General features: G+C 69.8%; 20 protein-coding genes. 12 read left to right on the forward strand and 8 right to left on the reverse strand.

What is annotated here, in order from left to right:
* Window positions 1–197: 197 nt before the first annotated feature.
* The 6 genes from ACFY36_RS49085 (at window position 198) to ACFY36_RS49110 (ending at window position 11,416) form a co-directional block, all read left to right on the forward strand.
* The gene (locus ACFY36_RS49085) at window positions 198–3,425 is read left to right on the forward strand and encodes a family 43 glycosylhydrolase (RefSeq protein ID WP_499752818.1); all 3,228 of its coding nucleotides are present in this window, start codon (window positions 198–200) and stop codon (window positions 3,423–3,425) included.
* A 14-nt stretch (window positions 3,426–3,439) separates the two neighbouring features.
* Entirely contained in the window at window positions 3,440–6,202 is a 2,763-nt protein-coding gene (locus ACFY36_RS49090) for an alpha-L-arabinofuranosidase family protein (RefSeq protein WP_499752819.1), read from the forward strand.
* Window positions 6,203–6,213: 11 nt separating this feature from the next.
* Entirely contained in the window at window positions 6,214–8,643 is a 2,430-nt protein-coding gene (locus ACFY36_RS49095; protein ID WP_499752820.1) for an immunoglobulin-like domain-containing protein, read from the forward strand.
* A 13-nt stretch (window positions 8,644–8,656) separates the two neighbouring features.
* Window positions 8,657–9,265 carry a hypothetical protein gene (locus ACFY36_RS49100; RefSeq protein WP_499752821.1) on the forward strand — a complete coding sequence of 203 codons (609 nt, stop codon included), beginning with the start codon at window positions 8,657–8,659 and terminating at the stop codon, window positions 9,263–9,265.
* Window positions 9,262–10,191, forward strand: a complete 930-nt coding sequence (locus ACFY36_RS49105; RefSeq protein ID WP_499752822.1) for a COG1470 family protein — start codon at window positions 9,262–9,264, stop codon at window positions 10,189–10,191. Before ACFY36_RS49100 ends, ACFY36_RS49105 begins: the two co-directional genes overlap by 4 nt.
* 325 nt (window positions 10,192–10,516) lie before the next feature.
* Entirely contained in the window at window positions 10,517–11,416 is a 900-nt protein-coding gene (locus ACFY36_RS49110) for a hypothetical protein (RefSeq protein ID WP_499752823.1), read from the forward strand.
* On the opposite strand, the gene ACFY36_RS49115 is transcribed toward ACFY36_RS49110, so the two are convergent.
* The 3 genes from ACFY36_RS49115 to ACFY36_RS49125 are packed head-to-tail and all read right to left on the reverse strand — an operon-like array spanning window position 11,401 to window position 13,858.
* Window positions 11,401–12,093 carry a 4'-phosphopantetheinyl transferase family protein gene (locus ACFY36_RS49115; protein ID WP_499752824.1) on the reverse strand — a complete coding sequence of 231 codons (693 nt, stop codon included), beginning with the start codon at window positions 12,091–12,093 and terminating at the stop codon, window positions 11,401–11,403. The genes ACFY36_RS49110 and ACFY36_RS49115 overlap by 16 nt on opposite strands.
* Window positions 12,094–12,098: 5 nt before the next feature.
* Complete coding sequence (locus tag ACFY36_RS49120) at window positions 12,099–12,938, reverse strand: metallophosphoesterase family protein (protein WP_499752825.1); 840 nt, start codon at window positions 12,936–12,938, stop codon at window positions 12,099–12,101.
* Window positions 12,935–13,858, reverse strand: a complete 924-nt coding sequence (locus ACFY36_RS49125) for a phytanoyl-CoA dioxygenase family protein (protein WP_499752826.1) — start codon at window positions 13,856–13,858, stop codon at window positions 12,935–12,937. Before ACFY36_RS49125 ends, ACFY36_RS49120 begins: the two co-directional genes overlap by 4 nt.
* Window positions 13,859–14,003: 145 nt before the next feature.
* On the opposite strand from ACFY36_RS49125, the gene ACFY36_RS49130 reads away from it, so the two are divergent.
* Both ACFY36_RS49130 and fgd read left to right on the forward strand, forming a co-directional pair.
* On the forward strand, window positions 14,004–14,645 hold the full coding sequence (locus ACFY36_RS49130; RefSeq protein WP_499752827.1) for an O-methyltransferase: 642 nt from the start codon (window positions 14,004–14,006) through the stop codon (window positions 14,643–14,645).
* Between the two features lie 81 nt (window positions 14,646–14,726).
* Window positions 14,727–15,731 (forward strand): glucose-6-phosphate dehydrogenase (coenzyme-F420), encoded by a 1,005-nt coding sequence (gene fgd / locus ACFY36_RS49135; protein WP_499752828.1) that lies wholly within the window; start codon window positions 14,727–14,729, stop codon window positions 15,729–15,731.
* 27 nt (window positions 15,732–15,758) lie between these two features.
* Here fgd and ACFY36_RS49140 read toward each other — a convergent pair whose 3' ends face one another.
* The 3 genes from ACFY36_RS49140 to ACFY36_RS49150 form a co-directional block, all read right to left on the reverse strand.
* Window positions 15,759–16,520, reverse strand: coding sequence for an alpha/beta hydrolase family protein (locus ACFY36_RS49140; RefSeq protein ID WP_499752829.1), 762 nt, complete (start codon window positions 16,518–16,520; stop codon window positions 15,759–15,761).
* A 76-nt stretch (window positions 16,521–16,596) separates the two neighbouring features.
* The gene (locus tag ACFY36_RS49145; RefSeq protein ID WP_499752830.1) at window positions 16,597–17,418 is read right to left on the reverse strand and encodes an LLM class flavin-dependent oxidoreductase; all 822 of its coding nucleotides are present in this window, start codon (window positions 17,416–17,418) and stop codon (window positions 16,597–16,599) included.
* 172 nt (window positions 17,419–17,590) lie between these two features.
* Window positions 17,591–18,403: an NAD(P)H-binding protein gene (locus tag ACFY36_RS49150; protein WP_499752831.1), complete on the reverse strand. Its 813-nt coding sequence runs from the start codon at window positions 18,401–18,403 to the stop codon at window positions 17,591–17,593.
* Window positions 18,404–18,869: 466 nt separating this feature from the next.
* Here ACFY36_RS49150 and ACFY36_RS49155 point away from each other — a divergent pair, with 466 nt between their 5' ends.
* Window positions 18,870–19,619: a GNAT family N-acetyltransferase gene (locus ACFY36_RS49155; protein ID WP_499752832.1), complete on the forward strand. Its 750-nt coding sequence runs from the start codon at window positions 18,870–18,872 to the stop codon at window positions 19,617–19,619.
* Window positions 19,616–19,837, forward strand: a complete 222-nt coding sequence (infA, locus tag ACFY36_RS49160) for a translation initiation factor IF-1 (protein WP_499752833.1) — start codon at window positions 19,616–19,618, stop codon at window positions 19,835–19,837. The genes ACFY36_RS49155 and infA overlap by 4 nt, the downstream gene beginning before the upstream one ends.
* 66 nt (window positions 19,838–19,903) lie before the next feature.
* Here the strand turns inward: infA and ACFY36_RS49165 are convergent, their stop codons facing one another.
* Window positions 19,904–20,545, reverse strand: coding sequence for an NADPH-dependent FMN reductase (locus ACFY36_RS49165; protein ID WP_499752834.1), 642 nt, complete (start codon window positions 20,543–20,545; stop codon window positions 19,904–19,906).
* A 68-nt stretch (window positions 20,546–20,613) separates the two neighbouring features.
* Entirely contained in the window at window positions 20,614–20,868 is a 255-nt protein-coding gene (locus tag ACFY36_RS49170) for a hypothetical protein (RefSeq protein ID WP_499752835.1), read from the reverse strand.
* Between the two features lie 577 nt (window positions 20,869–21,445).
* On the opposite strand from ACFY36_RS49170, the gene ACFY36_RS49175 reads away from it, so the two are divergent.
* Window positions 21,446–22,738 (forward strand): response regulator transcription factor, encoded by a 1,293-nt coding sequence (locus ACFY36_RS49175; RefSeq protein ID WP_499752836.1) that lies wholly within the window; start codon window positions 21,446–21,448, stop codon window positions 22,736–22,738.
* An 87-nt stretch (window positions 22,739–22,825) separates the two neighbouring features.
* On the forward strand, window positions 22,826–23,968 hold the full coding sequence (locus tag ACFY36_RS49180) for a questin oxidase family protein (RefSeq protein ID WP_499752837.1): 1,143 nt from the start codon (window positions 22,826–22,828) through the stop codon (window positions 23,966–23,968).
* The last annotated feature ends 36 nt before the right edge of the window (window positions 23,969–24,004 follow it).

Genomic DNA, 24,004 nt, shown 5'->3' on the forward strand with positions numbered 1-24,004 from the left:
GGCATCGGTCGATGCGTTGACAGGCTCGTTTCCGCGATGTTTCAATCTGGCGACCATCATTTGTGAACGATCACACCGACGCGGCTCTCTCCCGGCGGCCTCGGGTTCGGTTCTGCGTGCCTGGCGTTTCTTCCTGTCTCATTTTCCGTGCGACGAGAGTGGGTCCTGTGTTGTTAACGTTAACTAGCTGCCGGTGGATGGCGGCGGCCGCCGTGCTGGCCCTGTGCGGCGCCCTGCTCTCGGCGACGGCCGCCGAGGCGGCCACCGACGGCCCGGTGCTGTGGTATCCGATGGACGAGACCACGGGCAGCACACTGCACAACGCCGCAGCCGGGGGAGCGGCCGCGACCCTGGTCAACGGCGCGGCCGCCGGCGGCGCCCAGGGTGTCGCCTTGGACGGCGTCGACGACCACATCGACCTGCCGGACAACGTCCTGGCCGGGCTCACCTCGGTCAGCGTCTCGATGGACGTCTGGATCGACCCGGCCCAGGCCACTCCCTACTTCCTGTACGGGCTCGGCGTCTCCTCGGCCGGCGGCTACCTGTTCACCACCGGCGACGCCTACCGCACCGGGATCACCGCCAGCGACTACCGCGGCGAGCAGAACACCACCAAGGGCTCGGCCCTGCCCCGCGGGACGTGGAAGACGATCACCTACACGCTCGACGACGCCACCGACACCGCGACCCTGTACGAGGACGGCCGGCAGGTGGCCCGCAACACCGCGGTCACCCTCACCCCGGCCTCGATCGGCGGCGGTGTCACCACGGCCAACTACATCGGCCGCTCGCTGTACGCGGCCGACCGGTACCTCAAGGGCCGGGTCCGCGACTTCCGTCTCTACGACCGGGTGCTCACCACCGCCGAGCTCACCGCCGTCGAACTACGGGGCGCCCGCGACCAGCTCGCGCTGCCGGAGGCCGTGGCTACCGATCTGACCCTGCCCGGCACCGTCGGCGACGGCATCGCGGTCACCTGGCTGTCGGACAACCCGCAGGTCATCGACGCCACCGGCAAGGTCACCCTCGGCGAGCAGGCCGGCCGGGCCGTCCTCACCGCCACGCTCACCAAGAACGGGCAGACGCTCACCCGGTCGTTCACCGTCGCCACGGTCGCCCGCCCCGACGTGGTCGCCGCGCTCGCCCACACGTACGTGATCGCGCCCGTCGTCGCCTCCGGCACCTCGGCGCCCGCGGTGCCGGCCGGCTTGAGCCTGGAGCTGGCCAGCGACGACCCGGCCGTACGAACCAGCGGCGCGACCATCACCGCGAGCGGCGACCGGGTCGTGACCGCGACCATCACCGCGACCGTCCGCGACGGCAGTGCCACCGTGCTGACCAAGGTGTTCACCGTCTCCGTGCTGCCCGAGGCGCAGGCCCGCTATGTGCTGAGCTACCACCGCGCCCCGCTGCCGGAGGCCCGCGCGTACAGCACGAACATGTCCTACAGCGGCCACCTCGCGCTCGGCGCCATACCGACCGCGTTCACCCCGCTGAACGAGAACTACGGCATCGTCTTCCCGAAGGCCGTGCCGACCGCGAACGTCGACATCAACGAGATCCGCACTCTGCGCGACCCGTACGTCTTCCGGCAGGCCGACGGGACGTTCGGCGTGGTCGCCAGCCGCACCCTCTCCAGCGGTGCCGACGACAGCTCGGGTACGAGCTCCATGCTCTACTTCACCTCGGCCGACCTGCGCCTGTTCACCGAGGCCGGGCTGGTCGATCTGGGCACCACCGGCGGCGTCAACCGGCCGCAGGTGACCTGGGACTCGGCCGCGAAGAAGTACCAGGTCCGCTGGGCCGACGACACCGGCATCGCCCGCTGGACCACCTTCGGATCCCTGACCGACGCCACGAGCCGGGGCACGGCCGGGCTGTGGTTCGGCGCCCTCGACCAGGCGCCCGCGACCACGATCACCGGCGCCTACCCGACGAACGTCGTACCGGTCGACAAGGCGACCGCGTCCGGCCTCGAGACCCGGTTCGGGCGGATCACCAACACCGGCGTCACCGTGCCGGACCTGACGGTCCCGCAGGGCACCCCCGCGAACCTCGGCCCGGCGAACCTGAGCTACAGCGACGGCTCGACGGCGCGGCGCGCGGTCGACTGGGACGCCGTCGACACCAGCAAACCCGGCGCCTACACGGTCCAGGGCACGGTGAAGCAGACCGACTACCCGTTCCCGTTCATCGACGACCGCGCCGACCCGACGATCTTCCGCTACCAGGGCAAGTACCTGTTCATCGCCACGAACGAGCTCAGCGGCGCCCAACTGCTGATCCGGCAGGCCGACACCATCGCCGGCCTGCGCACCGCGGCCGACCACGTGCTGGTCGGCACCGACGTGGCCGACATCAAGGGCTGCATGTGGGCGCCGGAGCTGCACGAGTTCAACGGCACCCTGCACGTCTTCTTCGCCCCGTGCGTCGGCGCCAACGCCTGGTCCAGCGTCCAGGCCCACGTGCTGCGCCTTGAACCGGGCGGTGACCCGACGAAGGCCTCCGACTGGGAGACTCCACAGCGGGTGCTCAAGGCGGACGGCAGCCCGCTCCAACTGGACGCCGCGCACCCCGGCATCTCACTCGACATGACCTACATCTCCGACGGCGGGAAGTCGTACGTCGCCTGGTCACAGCGCTACATCGTCGGCAGCCTGATCGGCGACGCCGAGATCTGGATCGCCCGGATCGACCCGGCCAACCCCTACCGCCTGACCAGCGAGCCCCGGAAGATCATCACCGCCGAGTACGGGTGGGACAAGAACGGCGCCGCCGTCGCCGAGGGCCCGTTCGTCATCGAGCACGACGGCAAGCTCTGGATGACCTACTCCGGCTCGTCGGTCGGCCCGACCTACGTCACCGGCCTGGTCTCCGCGACCGCCGGAGCCGATCTGACCGACCCGAAGGCGTGGACGAAGTACAACTATCCGGTCCTCAAGACCGACACCGCGCTCAACATGTGGGGTCCCGGCCACAACAGCTTCTCGGCCGACGAGGACGGCGTCCCGCTGGTCGTCTTCCACGCCAAGCTCGGCATCGGCGGCTCCCGCGACGTCGCCGTCCGCCGCGTCCACTTCGCCGCCGACGGCCTGCCGGTCCTCGACATGGCCAAGGACGAGGAGGTCGCGCCGGCCAACCGGAGCGTCACCGCCACGGTCACCGTCGAGCCGTCGCCGCTCACCATCACGGCTGCCGCCCGGTGCGTCGGCCCGAACGCCTACGTGGCCGTTACTGCCGTCAACAACGGCACGGCGGCGGTCGACGTCGCGCTGTCCACCCCGTACGGATCGAAGGCTTTCTCCGGGATCGCCCCCGGCAAACAGGCCTACCAGTCCTTCAACGCCCGCACCACGCGGATCCCTGCCGGGACCGCGTCGGCGGGCGGGCAGCAAGCTCCCTACTCCGCGATCAGCTGCGGCTGAGATTGGAACCCGGAATGCGACTCGCCACGGCCATCTTGCTGGCCGCTGCCGTCCTCGTCGTGCCGGCCGCGCCCGCGGCCGCCGCCGTCACCGACCACGCGCTGACCATCGACGCCGACGCCGCCCGCACCGAGATCAGCGACGACCTGTACGGCATCTTCTACGAGGACATCAACTACGCGGCCGACGGCGGCCTCTACGCCGAGCTGGTCCGCAACCGCTCGTTCGAGTTCAACACCAGCGACAACGCCTCGTTCACCGGGCTCACCGGCTGGGAGACGGTCAACCGCGGCGGCGCCACCGCCACCCCGCAGGTGGTCACCGGCGACGGGCGCCTCAACGACAGCAACCGGTACTGGCTGACGCTGACCAGCACCGGGCCGGGCGCCGGCGTGCGCAACCTCAGCTACAACGCCGGGGTGGCGCTGAAACAGGGCGCCCGATACGACCTGTCGGTGTGGGCAAGGTCGGAGACCGCACAGACCTTGACCGTACGGGCCGAGGACGCCACCGGCGCCACCGAGCTCGCCGCCGCGACCGTGCCCGTCGACGGCTCGAACCAGTGGCGGAAGTACACGGCCACGCTGACCGCCTCGACCACGACCGACGCGGCGCGGCTGGCTGTGCTGGCCGGCGCGGCCGGCACGGTCCACCTCGATCAGGTGTCGCTGATGTCGCAGGACACCTGGACCGGGCCGGTCAACGGCCGCTCGGTGCTGCGTAGGGACCTGGCCGACAAGATCGCCGCGCTGAAGCCGAAGTTCCTGCGCTTCCCGGGCGGCTGCGTCACCAACGTCGGCACCTTCGACACCTACCTGGACTCCGGCGGCGCCGACCGACGGCGCACCTACCAGTGGAAGGAGACGCTCGGTCCGGTTGAGCAGCGGCCCACCAACTACAACTTCTGGGGCTACAACCAGTCGTACGGCATCGGCTATCTCGAGTACTTCAAGTTCGCCGAGGACCTCGGGGCCACCCCGCTGCCGGTGCTCAGCGTCGGCGCGAACGGCTGCAACAGCAGCGTTCCCGAGCTGACCGACGCCGCCGGGATCAACCGGTGGGTGCAGGACACGCTCGACCTGATCGAGTTCGCCAACGGCGACGTCTCCACCCCGTGGGGCGCCAAGCGGGCCGCGCTCGGGCATCCCGAGCCGTTCCGCCTGCGGTACATCGGCCTCGGCAACGAGGAGATCCACACGACGTTCGAGGCCAACTTCCCGAAGTTCCGCGACGCGATCAAGGCGAAGCACCCGGAGATCGTGGTCATCTCCAACACCGGCCCGGACGCCGAAGGGTCGCGCTTCAACGCCCTGTGGAACTTCAACCGGGCGCAGAACGTGGAGATGGTCGACGAGCACTACTACCGCGATCCGGCGTGGATGTACAACAACATCAAGCGCTACGACTCGTACGACCGCAATGGTCCCAAGGTCTTCCTCGGTGAGTACGCCTCGCGCGGCAACACGCAGGCCAACGCGTTGGCCGAGGCGTCGTACATGACGATGCTGGAACGCAACAGCGACGTGGTGAAGCTGGCCTCGTACGCGCCGCTGCTGTCGAACGAGTCGTACGTGCAGTGGCGGCCGGACGCGATCTGGTTCGACAACGACGAGTCGTGGAACTCCGCCAACTACTACGTGCAGCAGATGTTCTCGGTCAACCAGGGCGACCAGGTCGTGCCGAGCACGAGCGCCACCACCGGGACCGCCCCCGCGGTCAAGGGCGGCGTGTTCCTGTCCACCTGGGCCACCAGCGCCGCCTACGACAACGTCAAGGTGACCGGCGGCGAGGGCACGCTGTTCGCCGACGACTTCTCCGCTCCCACGACGTTCCAGCCGCAGGCCGGCTCGTGGGCGGTCACCAACGGCGAGTACGTGCAGTCGTCGACCATGGTCACCGACGCCCGCACGATCGTCCCGGACGCCTACGCCAAGGACTGGTCGAACTACACCCTCGAGGTCGACGCCCGGAAGATCGCCGGCGCCGAGGGCTTCCTGATCGGCTTCGCGGCCGGCGGCGCCGGCGACTACTACTGGTGGAACCTGGGCGGCTGGAACAACACCCGGCAGGGCCTGGAACGGGCCGTCGGCGGCACGAAGTCCGAGGTCGCGTCGAAGGCGAACTCGGCGATCGTGACCGGGCAGACGTACCGGGCGAAGGTCGTCGTGGCTGGCGCGAAGGTCAGCCTCTACCTCGACGGTGTGCTCCAGATGGAGTACACCCAGCCCGCCCCGCAGCTGCACCAGGTCGTCACCCACGACGACGAGACCGGCGACATCGTGGTGAAGGCGGTCAACCCGACCGGCGACACCGCGCGCACCCGGGTCAAGGTGGACGGCGGCGCCACCATCGCCGGCCGGGCCGAGGTCACCGAGCTGGCCGGCCCGCCCGGCACCACCAACACCAAGGCGGCGCCGACCGCCGTGGCCCCGGTGGAGAAGACGTTCGACGCCGCGTCCAACGACTTCACGTACGAGTTCGCGCCGTACTCGGTCACGTTCCTGCGCCTGCACGACCTCGGATTGCGGACGACCGCCGTGGGCCGCTGCGTCAACGGCTCCGCCCACCTGGCCGTGTCCGCCCTCAACACCGGGGACGCCCCGGCCGCCATCGAGTTCGCCACGGCCTACGGCGGCAAGACGTTCGCCGTCGCGCCGGGACGTCAGGCGTACCAGTCGTTCAACACCCGCGCCTCGGCCCTGCCCGCCGGCACCGCCGCCGTCACGGTCACCGGCCGTGGCACCAGCCGCGTCAGCTACCCGTCCACGAGCTGCTGAGAGAGATGACGATGAGATCCTTGACCGCCGCGGCGCTGAGCGTGGGCCTGGTGCTCGCCGCCGCGTCACCGGCCCTGGCCGCCGACGACACCGGCCTGCTGGCCTGGTATCCCCTCACCGAGACCAGCGGCACCACCGCCGCGAACGGCGCCACCGGCTCACCGTTCGGCGCCGCCACCGTCCTCGGCGGCGCCGGCCGCGGCACGACCGGGGTGACGCTCGACGGCGCCGACGACTACGTGGAGCTGCCCGACAACCTGCTGACCGGGCTCACCGACGTCACCATCAGCATCGACGTCCTGGTCGATGCGGCCCAGGCCACCCCGTACTTCGTCTACGGCCTCGGCAACGCCACCACGGCCGACCCCAACGGCTATCTGTTCACCACCGGCAACGTCTACCGGACCGGCATCACCACCGGGAACTACCGCACCGAGCAGAACACCACCAAGGGCGCCAACCTCACCCGCGGCTCGTGGAAGACGCTCACCTGGACCCTGTCCGGCAGCACCGGCACCCTCTACGAGGACGGCGTCCAGGTCGCCCAGAACACCGGCATCACCGTCGAGCCGAGCGCGATCGGCGGGGGCGTCACCGCCGACAACTGGATCGGCCGCTCGCAATATCCCAACGACAAGAGGCTCAAGGGCCAGGTCAAAGACTTCCGGTTGTACGGCCGGGCGCTCACTCCGGCCGCCGTGGCCGACCTCGCGGCGCCCACCTCCACCGCGGCCGTCGAGGCCGATCACGCCGCGCTGACCCTGGGCGACACCAGCGGAGTCCTCACCGACCTGACCCTGCCCGCGCTCGGCGTCAACGGCTCGGCGATCACCTGGTCGTCCAGCGACCCGGCGACCGTCGCGAACAACGGCCGGGTCACCCGCCCGCCGGTCGGCGCGCCGCCGGCCACCGCCACCCTCACCGCCACCCTGACCAGAGGCTTGCAGATCCGGACCAAGGCTTTCACGGTCACCGTGCTGCCACAGTTCGACGACGCCACCTCCGTGCGGCGGGCGGTCGACGCCGTGGTCATCCGAGACCTGAACGCCGTACGCGGGAATCTGACCCTGCCCACCACCGGCGAAGGCGCCGCGCTCACCTGGACCACCTCGAACGCCGCGGTCATCACCCCCACCGGCGAGGTGCACCGGCCGAAGGCCGGAAGCCAGCCCGTGACGGTCACGCTCACCGTGACCGCCCGCAAGGGTGAGGCCACCGCCGGCCGCGACCTGGTCGCCACCGTGCCCGCCCTGCCCGCCGCCCAGGACGACTACGGCTATCTGCTGGCCCACTTCGTCGAGGACGCCAACGGCTACAAGGAGAAGGTCTACCTCTCGCTGAGTAAGGGCGAGGACCCCACCAAGTGGAAGCGCCTCAACGGCGGTGAGGCCGTCCTCACCTCGGACAAGGGCACCACCGGCGTGCGCGACCCCTATCTGCTGCGCTCCCCGGAGGGCGACAAGTTCTACATCATTGCCACCGACCTGCGCCTGTTCGGCGGCGACAACGCCGGCTGGGACGTGTGGACCCGCCAGGGCAGCCGCTCGCTGCTCGTCTGGGAGTCCACCGACCTGGTCCACTGGTCGGACAGCCGCCTCGTCAAGGTCGCACCGGACACCGCCGGCATGGCGTGGGCGCCCGAGGTCATCTACGACGACACGACGGGGGAGTACGTCGTGTTCTGGGCGTCCAAGCTGTACGCCCCGACTGACCCGAACCACACCGGCGCCAGCTACGCCCGGATCCTCTACGCCAAGACCCGCGACTTCCACACCTTCACCCCGGCCGAGGTGCTGATCGACTCCGGCGGCGAGCTGATCGACACGTCGATGATGAAGCACGCCGGGAAGATCTACCGGTTCAGCAAGGACAACGGGCTCGGCAAGGGCGTCTACGCCGAAGCCGGCTCCGGCATCTTCGCCAAGGACTTCCAGATCCTTCAGACCAACATCGGCCAGGCCGCCTGGGGCGGCGTCGAAGGGCCACTGGTCTTCAAGGACAGCTACGCCGAGAAGTGGTACCTCTGGGTCGACCGGTACGGCAGCGTCCAGGGCTACCGCCCGCTGAGCAGCACCGACCCCGCCGCCGGGAACTGGGCGCCGGTCACCGGGGCGTTCGAGCTGCCCTCGGAGACCAAGCACGGCGCGGTCATCGCCTTGCGCGGCGACGAATGGGACCGCCTGGCCGGAGCCCAGACCGCGGTCAGCGTCCAGCCCCGGTGCATCGGATCGACGGCCTACCTGAGCGTGTCGGGCACGAACACCACCACCGACACGATCGCGATCCGGCTCAACACGTCGTACGGCTCCAAGACCGTCACCGGCGTGGCCCCCGGCCAGCAGGCCTACCAGTCGTACAGCAGCCGCGCCTCGCGGATCCCCGCCGGAACCGCCACGGTCGCCGGCCACCAGGTGTCCTACTCCGCCATCACCTGTAACTAGAAGGAGCAGCCCCATGTACCGCTTTCTGGAGGCCGGAGCCGTCGCGGCCGTCATCCTGGTCGCCGCGGCCACCCCGGCGCTGGCCGACCCGGGCGACGTCGACCTCAGCGTCACCATCGAGAAGAACACCACGCCCGGCGAACTGACCATGACGGTGGCCGCCAACAACGGCGTCACCCTGGCCGAGAACGGCTCGGACGCCTCGGCCCGCCAGTTCACCGGCACCCTGCCGACGGTCACCGTCACCGACACCCGCGACCCGGCCGACATCCCGGCCGGCTCGTTTTGGGCCGTGGTCGGCCAGGCCGGGCAGTTCACCCCGACCGGCAGCACCGGCACCGCGTTCGGCCCGCAATATCTGGGCTGGGCCCCGCACCTGCTCACCGGCAGCCAGACCGGCGCGGTCGCGGCCGGCGAGCCGGTCTCCAGCGTCGTCGGTGACGGCACCGGAGCGCCCACGGTCGGCCTGCAGGGCCAGGAACTGCTCGTCTCCACCGCGAACGCGGCCGACGAGACCGGTTCCTGGCAGGTCAACGCCGACCTGGCTCTGCGGACGCCGACGACCGTGGCCGCCGGGCAGTACAAGTCGACACTGACGCTGTCGCTGTTCGACCAATCATGATCCGTACCTCTCTCGTGGTCGCCGCCGTGCTGAGCCTGGTGCTCGGCGCGGCGGCGCCCGCCGCCGCCCTTGCCTCCTCCGACGTCACCTGGTCGGTGGTGCCCGCGACCGCGGCCGGCCCGGACGGCCGGCGGGTCGTCGATCTCGAGATCGGGGCGGGGGAGAAGGCCACCGAGCACATCGCGGTCACCAACCACACCGCGAAACCGGTTGCGTTCCTCGTCGACGCCAACGACGGCTATCTGACCGCGAGCGGGCTGTTCGACATGCGGGCGGCCGATGTGAGACCCGTCGACGGCGGCTCCTGGATCACCACGGCCGGCACGGTCACGGTCGCCGGCGGCGCCACCGTCGTCGTGCCGGTCACCGTCCAGGCGCCGGCCCACGCCACCCCGGGCGACCACCCGGCCGGGGTCACCGCCTCCCTCACCACCGGCGCCGGCCAGGTGCGGGTGCAGAACCGGGTCGGCGTCCGCTTCAACATCCGGGTCACCGGCGCGCTCGTGGAGAAGCTCGCCGTCACTGGCGCCACCGCCACCTACCGCCCGAACTGGAACCCCTTCCGGCCCGGAGCCGTTGACGTCAGCTACACCGTCGCCAACCAGGGCAACGTGCGCGCCTCCGCAGGCTTCCCCATCCGCGCCGGCGGCCGCACGGCAGCCCAGCCCGGCACCGCGCGTGCCCGGGAGGTGCTGCCCGGCGGCAGCCGCGACTTCACCACATCCCTCAGTGTGTGGCCGCTCGGCCGGATCACCACCGAGGTCGGCGGCACGACCGTCACCACGTGGGCCCTGCCCCTGCCGCAAGGACTGCTCGTCCTCGCCCTTCTCCTCGGCGCGTACGCCCTGCGCGCGGCCCGCCGGCGCCGCCAGGCCCACCTGCAGCGGCTGATCGCCCAGGTCCGCGCCGAAATGCTCGCCCCCTGAGACCGGAGGTCCGCCATGTTCCCGCTCCTCGTCACCCGCCGCGGCGGCCTCGGCGCCGCCGCCGGCCGCCCGCCTTCCCGTTCCGCTCCCACGTGCAGGGCCACTTCCTGACCGCGTGGGCCCAGGCGTGGGCGACTCTCGGTGACACCGTCTGCCGGGACAAGGCCAACTACATGGTGTGAGCTTCCCCCGGTTTGATGGAGCGGTTGGTGTTCCACGAGCTCCGCCAAGGCGGCGCTGGACGCACACGGTCGATGAGCCTGGCCAGGTTGGGCTGGCTTCGACCGGCGCCCCGGCCGCGACGATAGCCATTACAGTCGCATTCGTGAGCGCAGATCAGGGTCTTGTCCGAGTGTCCGATTCGTTCGGCGTACGCCGTGCCCGAGCTGGATCGATCCTCGGGGATGACGGGACGAACTATCAGGTCAAGTGGGATGACACCGGTGAGGAAGAGCTTGTCCCGCGGGGCGCCGGCGTTCACGTCGCGACGAGGGGTTCGCTGCGTTTCCTGGCTCTGTCCGACTCCCGGCTGTTCCACGCCGTCTTCGCCCAAGAGCCCCTCGCGGTGGTTCTCCGCCTGCTGGCCGAGTCGTCGGTCCCGCTGAAGGTGCGAGAGATCCGGGAGCGTCTGGCCGAGCTCGGTCTCCGGAACGACACCTGGGCCCGGCACGGGCCCCGCGCGCTGGCGGTTCTGCCCAAGTGGCCCAATGTCGTCCGGCGGCAGAAGGGCGACACTCTGGCCTACACCTGGGTGGGGGACGATCTTCCCGAACTCCCGTCAGAGGCAGAACCGGAGCCGGAGCCGGCGCCTACGCCCGTGCCTGCGTCGAAGCCCGCTTCCCCTACCAAGCCGATCGCGGCGGCTGCGACACCGGCCGAACCGGCGGTGCCGTCCGCCGAGCGCCTTCGGCGTCAGATGAGCGCCGCGCGGAGCCTCGGCGAGGTTGCTCGCCTGCTCACGCTTCCGAGAGAGTTCGTGGCTGAGTTGTCACCGGAGGTAGTCGCCTCCGCGCTTCGCCGGGTCGCCGCTGAGGATCGGCTGGTCGCGGGCTGGCTCGACGCCCTGGCCGCCTCCGGGCCGATCGGTGCGCTGACCGAGGAACTGGCGACGGCCCGGGCGGCGAACGCCGCACTCCAGAGCCGGGTCGACGAGCTGGAGGAGTGGTGGACGGCCCTTGAGGAGAGCACCGATCCGGGCGCCGCGACCCGTCAGCCGGGTAGCTGACGAGCTTCTGGTGCGCCGGCTCGGAAGTGCGCAGCCTGGGCCACTGCGGTCACGATGAGGCCGCTCGCGACCATGAAACGGCCGTGCAGGCTGGTCAGCGGGGGTCCTCCGTCGATGCGTGTGCCGTCGGCGGACAGTGTGGCGTGGAATGTTCCCGCGTCCGGGTCGATGGTCAGCTGGGCCTGTTCGAAGCCCAACCACCGCCGCGTCACCGGGAACCACGCCTTGTAGACCGACTCCTTGGCGCTGAACAACAACCGTCCCCAATGTGTGCCCGGATGGCTTCGGCCCAGGCTCTCCAGCATTTCCGGCTCGCCGGGTGCCGTTATCGCCTCGCCGACGCCCTCGGGCAGCTTGTCGTGAGGCTCGGCGTCGATGCCCAGCAGGTCGATATCGTTGGCGCGGGCCACGGCGGCGGCACGGTAACCGGCGCAGTGCGTGATGCTGCCCGTCATGCCCGCCGGCCACAGCGGCTCGTTTCTGGGGCCTGGCCTGATCGGTGAGTCGGCGTGGCCCAACGCGCGCAACGCCTGCCGGGCGCATCGGCGCGCGGTGATGAACTCGCGCCGGCGGCTCTCGACCGCGTTCGCGATGATGTTCTGTTCGCCGGGGAACGGCGCCTCGCCGGGCACGTCCTCGAACGCCTCGACGGCCACCACCGCCTCGGGCAGCAGCACTTCGATCACGGGTGGCCCGCCAGCACGCGCCGCACGGGCTCTGGTGTGCCGCCACGCCGGACCCATTCGCGTGGGTAGCCCAGCGACACCTCCTCGAACGGCACTCCGTCGTACCAGGTCGTGCGCGGTATGTGCAGATGGCCGTATACCGCGGCCCTGGCCCGGAAACGCAGATGCCAGTCCGCCGTGCCGTCGGTGCCGCACCACTGGGCGAACTCCGGGTACCACATGATGTCGGTGGGCTCGCGCCGCAGCGGCCAATGACTGACCAGCACCGTCGGCAGGGCCGCGTCGATCGACTGCAGCCGCTTCTCGGTCTCGGCCAGCCGCGCGGCGCACCACTCCGCCCGGCTGGGATACGGATCGGGGAAGAGCAACGTCTCGTCGGTGCACACCACACCGGCCTCGTACGCCCGCTGCAGCGATTCCTCCTTCGTCGTCGTTCCGGGCGTCAGCCATGAGTAGTCGTAGAGCTGGAACAACGGCGCCACGACCACCGGGCCGTCCGGGCCCGCCCAGACCGGATAGGCGTCCTCGGGGGTGACCACGCCCAGCTTGCGGCACTGCTCCACCAAAGCCCGGTAACGCTCGTCGCCGCGCAGGCCGACCGGGTCCGCCGGATGCGTCCACAGCTCGTGGTTGCCCGGTGCCCAGATCACCTTGGCGAACCGGTCGCGGAGCAGGCCGAGCGATCGGACGACATCGTCGAACAGCTCACCCACGTCACCGGCGACGATCAGCCAGTCGTCCTCGGAGCCGGGCCGGATGCGATCGACGACCTCGCGATTCTCCCGGTAGGAGATGTGCAGGTCGCTGACCGCCAGCAGAGACGCCCCCGTGCTCATCGATCTTCGAAGGTGTGGACCAGGGGTCGTAGTGGGGTGAAGTCGTGCCAGGGGTCCTGGAGGATTTCGCGCCAGGTTGCTTCGTGTCCGCGGCGGCGGAGGCGGAAGTAGACGGTGCGGCGGGTTTGGTTGGAGGTGTTGTTTCCGACGTTGTGGCCGACCATGTAGTGCTTGAGGAGCATGTCGCCGGCTTTGGCGCGGACTTGTTCGCGTTCGGGGAGTTTGATGTCGGGGTAGGAGGTGAAGGCGTCGGGTCCGTGTTCGCGGAAGTATTGGGCGTGTTGGCGGTGTGTTCCGGGCCAGACGAACAGGTTGCCGGTGTCGTGGGTGTCTTGGTCGGTGAGGAAGAAGCCGGCGAGGACGGTGAAGGTGCGGGGTGGGTCGTCGGCTTTGCGGGTCATGCCGCCGTCGATGTGGGGCATGCCGCGGTCGTCGGTGTAGGGCGGATAGGTGAGGGCGACTTGGGTTTGCCAGGGGTATTCCATGGCGCCGTCGCCGGTGAGTTCTTCGGCGAGGGCGAAGGCGGGGGTGTCGCGGAGCAGGGCGGCGAGGGCTGGTTCTTCGTCCCATTTGCCGAACATGAAGTGGGGTCCGGTGTGTCCGTCGGCGGGTGGCTGCTCGCGGAGCCGTTCGTCGATGGCGGCGTTGGCGGCGGCCAGGATGTCGGGGGGTATGACGTTGGGGATGACGATGTATCCGCGTTCGGCGAATTCGAGGAGTTGGTCGCGGGTGAGTTTGCGTTGGACGCTCAGGGTTTGTGAGTCGATGGTTGTGGGTGCGGTGGGGGTGGCGCGCCGGGCTGTTTCCAGGATGGCTTGCTCGATGGCGGTGGTGGGTGAGATGCCGCCGCGGGTCAGGGCGGTGAGGGCTTGTTCGATCCGGTCATCGACGTGAATGGTGATCGTGTTGTTTTCAGCCACGTGCCGAGGTTAAGGCGGATGTGGCGGGGTCTATATCCCCAGTGTTGACAGCAACGTGGTGTGCCGGTCTGTCAGCCCAGGGGATGCCGGTGACGACCAGGCAATCGTTAATTTCGATGTCTTGTCGCCCAACCGGAGGATTCCGATGGCTACGCTGACCAGCGCGCCCGTACAGTCCCTGCTCGCCACGCTCTACGCCGACGCTGAGCGAACAGGCGAACGCTTCGGCCGGGAACGCGCGGAGCTTCTCGCCCAGGGGCACCGGCCCGGCTCGCCCGAGCTCGCCGCGGCCGCCCGCCTGGCGCACCTGGCCGTCGCGCCTGAGGCCGGGCGACTGCTCTACATGCTCGCCCGCACGTCCAAGGCCCGGACCGTGGTGGAGTTCGGCACCTCCTTCGGCGTGTCGACCCTGCACCTGGCGGCCGCCCTCCGCGACAACGGTGGCGGGTCGCTGATCACCACCGAGATGGAACCCACCAAGGCCGCCGCCACCCGCGCCACGCTGGGCGAAGCCGGGCTCGCCGACCTCGTCGAGATCCTCGAGGGCAACGCCCTCGAGACCCTCCCGCGGCGCCGGCCCTCCGCGATCGACCTGGTCTTCCTCGACGGCCGCGCCGACTTGTACGTCGACGTGCTGCGGCTGCTCGAGCCCGATCTCGCGCCGGGCGCCGTCGTCGTGGCCGACAACGCCGAGGCGCCCGGCTACCGCGAATACATCGCGGCCCACGACCAGTACGTCACCGTCTCCTTCGGCGATCGCGTCGAGGTCAGCCTGCTGGCCGGCTGACCACAGAGGACAGTGGCGTGCGCCGCCAACCGTCAGGCCGAGGGATATTGGCGCCTCCCCGCGCGTCCTAGCTTGGGGAGCATGCCATTGAAGATCGGTTACAAGGCGTCGGCCGAGCAGTTCGGCCCCCGTGAGCTTGTCGAGTACGCGGTCCGGGCCGAGGCGTACGGCCTGGACAGCGTCTGGATCAGCGATCATCTGCAGCCGTGGCGCCACGACGGCGGCCACGCACCCTTCGCCCTGACCTGGCTCAGCGCCGTCGGCGAGCGCACCGAGCGGGTGCAGCTCGGCACCAGCGTGCTGGCTCCGACGTTCCGCTACAACCCGGCCGTGATGGCGCACGCGTTCGCCACCCTCGGGGTGATGTACCCGGGACGGATCGCGTTCGGCATCGGCAGCGGCGAGGCCCTCAACGAGGTCGCGGTCGCGCGTATCGCCTGGCCCGATTTCAAGGAGCGGTTCGCCCGCCTGCGCGAGGCCGTGGACCTGATCCGCCGGCTCTGGACGGAAGACCGCGTCACGTACGAGGGGCAGTACTACCAGACCACGAGCGTCTCCATCTACGACCGGCCCGAGGTGCCGGTACCCATCTACATCGCCGCCGGCGGTCCGCTGATGGCCAAGTACGTCGGCCGCAAGGGCGACGGCTTCATCTGCACCAGCGGCAAGGGCATGGAGCTGTACACCGAGAAGCTCCTGCCCGCCGTGGCGGCCGGAGCCGAGCAGGAGAGCCGCGACCCGCACGCGATCGACAAGATGATTGAGATCAAGCTTTCGTACGACTCGGAGCCGGCCCGGGCGCTGGAGAACTGCCGGTTCTGGGCGCCGCTGTCGCTCAGCGCCGAACAGAAGGCCGGATTCGACGACCCGGTCGAGATGGAGAAGGCCGCCGACCAGCTGCCGATCGAGGAGGTCGCCAAGCGCTGGATCGTCGCTTCCCGTCCCGACGACGCCATCGCCCAGATCAAGCAGTACGTCGACGCCGGGTTCGATCACCTGGTCTTCCACGGCCCCGGCCACGACCAGGAGCGGTTCCTCGAGGCCTTCGCCGGCGAGGTCCTGCCCGGCCTGCGCGCTCTCGGCTGAACCGACGCGACCGCACCCGCCGGGGATTCACCTCGGCGGGTGCGTCGTTTTCAGGTGGCGCTGGAAGAACCGGACCGCGCTGTCGGTCTCGAACCGGGGCACTTCGTGGTGCCGGCCCGCGTTGGCGTGCAGCGTCTTCTCCTTCGAGGCGAACGCGTCGAACAGCCCGAACGAGTCCTCGCGCGTCATGTCCTCGTCGTCCCACTGCATGGCGAACTCGATCGGGACGGTGATCTGTTTCGCCGTTATCACCAAGGTGTCCGCCCAGAACAGGCCGAACATCGCGGCCGAGATGCGAGGCTCGGCCGCGACCAGCGGCACACCGATCGCGGTGCCCAGGCTGAAACCGCAATAGCCCACCGGGCCGTCGGCGCCGATCTCCGGGAGGTCCTGCAGGGCGTCCAGGGTCGCCCGCCACTCGGGCACGGCCAGCTCCGCGAGATGCCGGCTGTAGCGGCGGGCGATGGGCCCTTCCGGCTCGCCCGCCTGCCTCGCCTCACGCAGCGTTCTGACCTCCAGATCGTCGTACGCCGTACGCGGCCGGTCGCCGTGACCGGGCGCGTCGATCACGGCGACGTGGAAGCCGGCGTCGGTCACCAGACGCCGGGCGCCGCCGATCATCGCCGGGTGTCTCTTGTGGTTGCCGCCGGCGTGGCCCATCAGAACCAGCGGTGCCCGGCCCGCAACGGGAGCCGGCGACCAGAGAACGCCGGGGACCTCGCCCACGACGAAGTCCCGCTCGATCATGCCGTTCGACGTCGACTCGGCGGTGAACCGGGGTGATGGCATGGCTGTGCCGCCTTCCGGGAGGCCGGGACCGGACCGCCGGGGCGCCCGGCGTCGGCGCCCCGGCGGTCCGGCGTGGTCAGGAGAGGAGTTCGACGACCGGGGCGAACTGCTCGATGAAGAGCGCGTTCACCGTGAAGCCGGAGACGCCGAGGGTCTCGCGCCGGTGCAGCAGCTCGTCGGCCATCTGCCGCGGGGTTCCGCGCAGGATGCCCAGCGAGTCGGCGGCGGCGAGCTTCGCCGCGTCGGTGTGCAACAGACGGCTGACCCACTCCGGCGTCTCGTCGCCGATGACGAAGATCGGGGCGATGAACTCGATGTCGTCGGCCCGGTCCCCGGCCCGTGCCTTGATGTCGGTGATCAGCGAAGTGATGTCCTCCCGGGTGGCGAACGGGCTCGCGGCGACCGTGACCATGTCGGCCCTGGCACCGGCCAGGGCACGGGCCTTGGGACCGCCGGCCGCGACCAGGATCGGGGTGTGGTACCCCTCCCCGTCGAGGGCGCGCAGTTCGTCGATCGTCTTCTCCACCGACGCGAGGCGTTCCTTGGCCGAGGGCGTCGGGACACCGAGCAGCTTCTCGGCCTCCTCGAGGACGAATGGGCGGCCCGAGCCGATTCCCAGGTCGAAACGCCCACCGCTCAGCACCGACAGCGTGTGCGACTCCCACGCCGCCATGCGCGGCGCACGCAGCGGGGCGGCGAGCACCCACGTTCCCATCCGCAGCGTCGTGGTCGCCCCGGCGGCGAGGCCGAGGGCGGGGAACGGCGACGGTGACGTCATGACGTCGGCCATGAGCAAGCGCTGGAAGCCGAGGCTCTCGGCCTGCCTGGCCAGGTTCAGCCAGCTTTTCCCGTCCTGAGGTTCCGAGATCACGGAGAACTTGAACGCCTTGTCGGTCATAGGTGAGACCCTGTCCTTTCCTAGAGCGGACCCCATCGGGCGCAGGGTGCCGTCAACCCGCACTGAGGACGCTAAGAGGGACGGTGCCGCTCCGGCATCCCTCAGCTTGATAGACGCCCCAAACAAAAGCGCCGCCGCCCGGATCGGGCGGCGGCGCTCTCGTACGGCTGGGTCAGCTGAAGTCTTTGACGTGGTCCTCGGCCCACTGGCGGAACGTGCGGGCCGGCACCCCGGTGGCTTCCTCGACGTCGTTGGTCACCGTGGTCGGGCTCGCCATCAGGGTCTGCGTCAGCTTGACGAAGAACTCGTGCATCGGTGGCACGGCGTCCTCCGGGGCCACCTCGACGGTCTCGATCTTCCGGCCGATGGCCTCCCCGATCGTGTCGATCTGCTCCTGGGACGACAGGGCCTCCGGCCCGGTCAGCCAGTACGCCTTCCCCTCGTGCCCGGGCCTGGTCAGCGCCGCGACTCCCACGTCGGCGATGTCACGCTCGTGGATCACCGCGGACTGGGCCTGGAGGAAGGGCAGGCGCAACACCTCGCCCGACTTGATCCGCGGCGCCAGGCCGAGCTGCTTGCTGGCGAAAGTGGTCGGGCGCAGGAAGGTCCACGCCATGCCGGATTTCTCCAGCGCCTCCTCGACCACGGCGTGCATGTGCGCGTTCCGGGAGTTGCGGGTGGCCTCCTCGACGACCGAGGCCGAGGACAGCAGCACGACGTGTTCCACCCCGGCCGCTTGCGCCGCGGTGACGAACTCGGCGATGCCACTCGGCTTGGCGTACAGGAAGACCTTCTTGATGCCCTCGAGCGCCGGCGGAAGGGTCGCCGGGTCCTCGAGGTCGAGGCGGACCATCTCGACGCCGCTCGGCGGCTCGGTGCCCTCCACTGTGCGGCTGGTGCCGCGGACCGGGGTGCCGGCGGACCTGAGCCCGGCCACCACATTGCTACCGACATTGCCGTACGCACCGATGACAAGTACCGACATTGACCATCCAAAGGGTGATGAGGCATGGATTGGACGAAACGCTCGCAACGTACAGTATCCGCGTCATCCCAGCAACGTGAGGAAGTCGCACGGCGGGACCTGGCGGGACGTCGCCCGGCGGGTGGCCGCAGCCAAGATCAAAATGCCGCCGTCCGTCCTATTAGAACACGGCGGGGACCCGGATCTGGTGTGACCACTCACTTACCGAAAGCGAGAAAGTCGCCCCGAGGGGTTTGCGCGAGGCGGCGCCGCGCCGCTAATGTCGTGTCCGGACGTGACGTCGTTGCAAGGAGGTGAGACCCGTGACCGCAGCCACCCATGGGTGCTCCCCCCTCTCGTCACCGTCCGGCGACTGACCTTTGGTGTCGCCGGGAGCGCCTGAGATCGAGGCACTCCCGAGGAGACTCCGATGGATGCAACGCCTTCCCCATCACGACCCTCCCCTTCCAACCTGATCGATCGTCCGGTGACGATCACGCGGGTGTCGGACAACCACTGGCACGCGCTGGATGACGACGTCGTGGTCGGCCGCGGGCACGCCCGCCGCCGGCCCGACGGGCGCCTGTTCGTCAGCATCGACGCCTGGTACGACGCCACTTTCGACCGTATCGCCGAGGCGATGGTGGCGGACCTGCCGGCGCCGCTCCACACCGTGGTGGACGACGCGGACGTCGACCTGACAGCCTCCTGGCTGCGGGCCGGCTTCCGGGTCCGGCGCCGCGAATGGGAATTCTCCGTGCCGACCGACCCGCTGATCACCGGGCTCGGGCAGGCCCGTCCTCCTTCGGACGTGACCATCGTGCCCGCCGGCCAGGCGGACGAGGAACTGTTGCGAGCCGTGGACCGCGCGATCCGGGACGAGGTCGAGGCCGATGTCGGGTGGCATGCGATGCCCGCCGAGGTGATCGCCGTACCCGACGGCGACACGATCGGCGACGGATCGAAGTACGCCGTGGCCGCCGGGCCGCACGGCTACCTGGGACTGATCCGGGTGGTGACGGTGATCCGGCCACGCATCGGACTGGTCGCGGTCCGGGCCGGTGAGCGTCGCCGGGGCGTGGCGCGGGCGCTGCTGGCCCACGCGCTGGAGACGTTGCACGACGCGGGGCACGGCGCGGCCTGGGCCGAGGTTCAGGAGTCCAACCGGGCGGCCTCGGCTTTGTTCAGGGGCGCCGGAGCCCGACCGATGAGCAGCAACCTGGAGTTGGTGAGATGAGGGTCAGAAAAGGCGTCGAAGTCGAGGGCCGGGTCGTCGAGTGCCTGCGCAGCGCCATGTTCACCGTGGAGCTGGAGAACGGGCACCGGGTGCTCACCCACGTCAGTGGCAAGATCCGGCAGAACTTCATCAAGATCTACCTGGAGGACCGGGTGCTGGTCGAGCTCACGCCGTACGACCTGACGCGGGGGCGAATCGTGTTCCGGTACCGCAACTAGGGTCGCGACACAGAGATCTGCCCGGTCCCGCCAGAAGTCCGGCGGGACCGGGCAGATCTGCGTTGGTCAGGGGCGCGGTGGCCGGGGTGGCATGGCCGCGAAGAACGCGCGCAGTGGCGCCACCGCGTGGTCCCCGGCGCCCGACTCGACCGCGGTGGCCAAGGACTCCAGCTGGACCTTGGCGATCCGCTGGGTGAGCGGGTCGGAGATGGTCGGGACGAACTGGCCCTGCTCGTCCTCGACGTCGGCCAGTTTGTTCTGTGCCTCGGTGAGGACCACCCACGGTCCGCTGATCACGTGCGCGTGACAGTCGTGCAGCACCCGCCCGAGGTCGGCCAGCACGTTGCGGCCCAGGCCGCCCCCCGTGGTGGCCACCATGGTCACCACGCTCTTGCCGTGCAGGGCGGCGTCGCGTACCGGGCGGGACGCCCAGTCGACCGCGTTCTTCAGCACGCCGGGGATCGAGCTGTTGTATTCCGGCGTGACGATGAGCAGGCCATCGGCCTGGCGTACGGCGTCGCGCCACACCTCGGCCTCGGCCGGGCCGCCGTCGCGGGAATCGAGGTCCTCGTTGTACAGCGGCAGATCACCGAGCCGGTCGAAGACGTCGATCGTCATCCCGTCCGGGGCCAGCGGCCGGACGGCCGCCAGGAGCCGGGCATTGAAAGACCCCTTACGAAGCGACCCGCAAACGCCGAGAATCCGCAACTCAACACCCTCGCATTCATTTCGCAACACTGTGCTGTGGTCATCGTAGTGCGCCCGATCCGGTGTCATTACCGGCCGGGCTCGTCCCGGTGCCCCGTGGGGCCGTCCAGAAGCCAGATCCCGTCGATGTCCACCTCGATATGCGAGGAGAAGGCGACTCGGCGGTGTGCATCGTCGACAGGCGCGAAGGCCGGCTCGACAAACAAATAGAAGGCCGGCGTGGCGAAGCAGGCGAATTGAGCCACCTCGTACGCGGCAATCGAGTGTGCCCGCGCGGCGGCCCGGGCCCACCGACGCAAGAATGCGTTCATCCGGATGCCCATAGTCGTCCTTCACCATCCGAAATGGGAGGCGGGGACGTTCCGGCCTCGTGCGCCATCGTCGCAACCGCGCGTGAACGGCGGCAACTACCCAGCCTGACAGTCTGCCCGGCGCCGGATCGCTCGGAACGTGAGGATGGCGGAGCTCACCGAGCGTCACCGGCAAGGGGGTCTCCGCCCGGCGCCGGCGGCGACAGTCCATCCTGGACGATCTACACCGATCCAGGCCAAGGCGGCCGGGGGAGTGCCGTCGCCATTCTCGGCCACGCCAATCCGATCGAGGGCGCCGTCGGCGAACCGTGTCGATCAATTACACAACTGCTCGAAATGCGCCACCGGACACCGTCAGACTTGACAGAAATGCCTGTCAGGGCTGTTAGGAATCTGTCAATACGGTCCGGAGTTGACCTTTGACAGACCGGAGTCATGGGGTATCGTCGTCCATGGTTACGGGGGCGATCACCGTTTTTCGGCGCCATTTGCTCCCCTCGGAAACAAAGCTTCGCGAATAGCGGAGCAGCTCAGGAATCGAGTCGCACACCAATCCTGGAAATGCACTCGAAGACTTCGGGGAGTTCCATTGGGCGTTTTCGATGTTCCCGCGCCATTTCTATCCTCGCACCACTGCGTCAACCTCGAGATCCTGCATACGGCCGGCTCGGTCTGGCTGGAGGGCGACGTCGCCTCCGCCGTATCGCTGGCCGAAGCGGCGGCGACGGCCCGATGCCGGCGGGGCACCGAGCAGTGCTCGGCTCTCGCCGGCCTGCAGCTGGCCCTGCTGCTGACCAGCCTCCGGCGCCTCGACGAGGCCCGCGACGCCGTGCGCCAGGCCGCCGGGATCGGTGGCGCCTCGGCCATCCACGCGTTGACCGCGCTGGTCCGCGCCAAGATCGCACTCTGCGAGGGCCGCATCGACGAGGCCGCCGACCTGTGCGACACCGGGATGGTGGTGGCCAACGACCCGCGGTACGCCTCCTGGGCCTCGGTCGGCAACATGGTCCGGGCGATCATCGCGATGCGCCGGGGCGAGCTCGCCTCCATGAGCCACCATGCCAACCAGCTCATGGAGGACGTCCTCCTCGGGCGGGACGTGCTGTTCGGCCGGGACACCTTCCCGTGGGATTCTCCCGCGTGGCTCGTCGTCCAGATCACCGAGGCCGAGAAGGGCTGGGAGGTCGCCGTGCCGCTCGCCCGCGGGCTGCTGGAGTTCGAATCGTCGACCCGGTGCGTTCTGCTGTCCGATCCGACGGCGGCGTCCTTCCTCGTGCGCATCCTGCTGAGGGCCGAGGACCGGGAGACCGCCCAGCGGGTCCGGGGTGCCGCGGCGGCGCTCGCGGCCGAGAACCCGGGGGTCGACGCCATCACGGCCACCGCCCTGCACCTGGAGGCCCTCCTGGACAAGGAAGTGGGCCTGCTTCAGCAGGCGGCCGCCACGGTCCGCGACAAATGGACGCGGGCATCGGCCAATGAGGACATCGGCGACCTGCTGTCCGAGGACCGCGGAGACTTCCGCGACGCGTGCTCGCACTACGAGACCGCGATGCACTGCTATGCGAACGCCGGGTCCCCCCGGGACTCGTCCCGGGTCCGCAGCAAACTGCGGCGGTACGACACCTCCATGGCCTCGGCCCGGTACTGGCCCAGCAGCCGGATCCCCGTGCTCACCGACACCGAGTACGCGGTGGCCGAACTGGTGGCCGGCGGACTCACGAATGCCGAGGTCGCCGGAAAGATGTTCCTGTCGCGGCACACCGTCGCCTTCCACCTCCGCAAGATCTTTCAAAAGGTGGGGGCCAAGTCGCGCATCGAGCTGGCGGTCAGGTGGAAGCAGCTGGTCGGCCGGGAGGACCTCGACGTGGCCCGCAACTACTAGGGCCGGGGATAGTGGGCGTCTCGGCGGCCGACCTAATGTCCTCAAAGGGTGGCAGACAGAGCTCCGTAACCAGCTTGGAGTTTTCGCATGAGTGACAGTGACCCGAACCTGTTGGAGGCGTACCAGCGATTCCATGAGACGGGACCGGAGTGGGGCGGCCATGGTCTGAGCAACCACGGTCCGATGGCCGTCGAGGCCATGGTCCGGCGCGGATACGGCGAGTCCGTGCGGCGCTGGGTCGACAATTACGCGCGACGCCTGGTGGAACCTCCGCGTGGCCTGGCCGCGGTGACCGAACAGGACTGGCGGGAGGCGCTGGGCGACATCCAGCGGGTGGCCGACTGGACGGCGTTCTTCCACCGTGAGCTCGCCGAGCACCCCTGGCGGGAAGTGGTCACGCGATGGTGGATGCGGCTGCTGCCCGGAATCGCCGGCGGCGCGACCCACGGCGTGATCCGTGTCGGGCACGTCGTTCACGCGCTGGCCCTGGCCGAGGCGGGGACCGGTCCGGCGGTGGAGCCCGCGGGCGACATCGGCGACGATCCGCTCCTGGTCGAACTGATCGACTCGCTCGGGTACTGGGCCGCGTGCTGGAAACCCGTGCACGGCGATCCCTCGCATCGGCCCGGATCGCTGTCGGCGGCCGAGGCCCTGGCCGCCGTGCCGCCGGTCGCCGATCAGGTCCGGGGCGTGCCGTACCGGATCGCCCAGCTCCCGGCCACGGAGCTCTGGCAGCCGGCGCTCGGCGGGCTGCGGGCGGTCGACGATCCGGAGGACGTCCCCACGCTGCTGACCCAGGTGATCGACGCGACGGTGGTCGACTATCTGCCCCACGGCCACGGCCAGCCGGTCATGCGGGTGCACGCCTCGACGGCGCCCGCCGCGGTTTCCCGGGTGCTGCCCGTCCTGCCGCGCGAGCTGTGGGTGCCGAGCATGGACCTGGCCTGGCAGGCGGCGGCCGCCCTGCGCGCCGCGTGCCTGCCGCCGACCGCCGACCCGGCCGATCTCGCCCCGCACGTCAAGGGCGTCACCACGCCCGAGGACGCCATGGACCGGGCCATCGAGAACGGCGACGAGCACGTCATCAAGTTCGTCGACATCGCCATGGACACCTTCGCGCGTACGGGCGATCCGGACGCGCTGGCGGCGTCGAGCCGCTGCGTGGAGCTGGTGACTCACGTGGAGACCGCGGGACGTTCGAAGTTCGACGGGCGCGGCTCCGCCAAGTAACGACATCCATCGAGAAAAACTCCGCCCGGTGCGTCC

It is taken from the genome of Actinoplanes sp. NPDC000266 (genome assembly GCF_042899005.1).
Lineage (GTDB): Bacteria > Actinomycetota > Actinomycetes > Mycobacteriales > Micromonosporaceae > Actinoplanes.

Coding starts and splice junctions, on each gene's coding strand:
- ACFY36_RS49085 (WP_499752818.1), top strand. CDS start 198: ATGGCGGCGGCCGCCGTGCTGGCCCTGTGCGGCGCCCTGCTCTCGGCG.
- ACFY36_RS49090 (WP_499752819.1), top strand. CDS start 3,440: ATGCGACTCGCCACGGCCATCTTGCTGGCCGCTGCCGTCCTCGTCGTG.
- ACFY36_RS49095 (WP_499752820.1), top strand. CDS start 6,214: ATGAGATCCTTGACCGCCGCGGCGCTGAGCGTGGGCCTGGTGCTCGCC.
- ACFY36_RS49100 (WP_499752821.1), top strand. CDS start 8,657: ATGTACCGCTTTCTGGAGGCCGGAGCCGTCGCGGCCGTCATCCTGGTC.
- ACFY36_RS49105 (WP_499752822.1), top strand. CDS start 9,262: ATGATCCGTACCTCTCTCGTGGTCGCCGCCGTGCTGAGCCTGGTGCTC.
- ACFY36_RS49120 (WP_499752825.1), bottom strand. CDS start 12,938: ATGAGCACGGGGGCGTCTCTGCTGGCGGTCAGCGACCTGCACATCTCC.
- ACFY36_RS49130 (WP_499752827.1), top strand. CDS start 14,004: ATGGCTACGCTGACCAGCGCGCCCGTACAGTCCCTGCTCGCCACGCTC.
- fgd (WP_499752828.1), top strand. CDS start 14,727: ATGCCATTGAAGATCGGTTACAAGGCGTCGGCCGAGCAGTTCGGCCCC.
- ACFY36_RS49140 (WP_499752829.1), bottom strand. CDS start 16,520: ATGCCATCACCCCGGTTCACCGCCGAGTCGACGTCGAACGGCATGATC.
- ACFY36_RS49145 (WP_499752830.1), bottom strand. CDS start 17,418: ATGACCGACAAGGCGTTCAAGTTCTCCGTGATCTCGGAACCTCAGGAC.
- ACFY36_RS49150 (WP_499752831.1), bottom strand. CDS start 18,403: ATGTCGGTACTTGTCATCGGTGCGTACGGCAATGTCGGTAGCAATGTG.
- infA (WP_499752833.1), top strand. CDS start 19,616: ATGAGGGTCAGAAAAGGCGTCGAAGTCGAGGGCCGGGTCGTCGAGTGC.
- ACFY36_RS49170 (WP_499752835.1), bottom strand. CDS start 20,868: ATGGGCATCCGGATGAACGCATTCTTGCGTCGGTGGGCCCGGGCCGCC.
- ACFY36_RS49180 (WP_499752837.1), top strand. CDS start 22,826: ATGAGTGACAGTGACCCGAACCTGTTGGAGGCGTACCAGCGATTCCAT.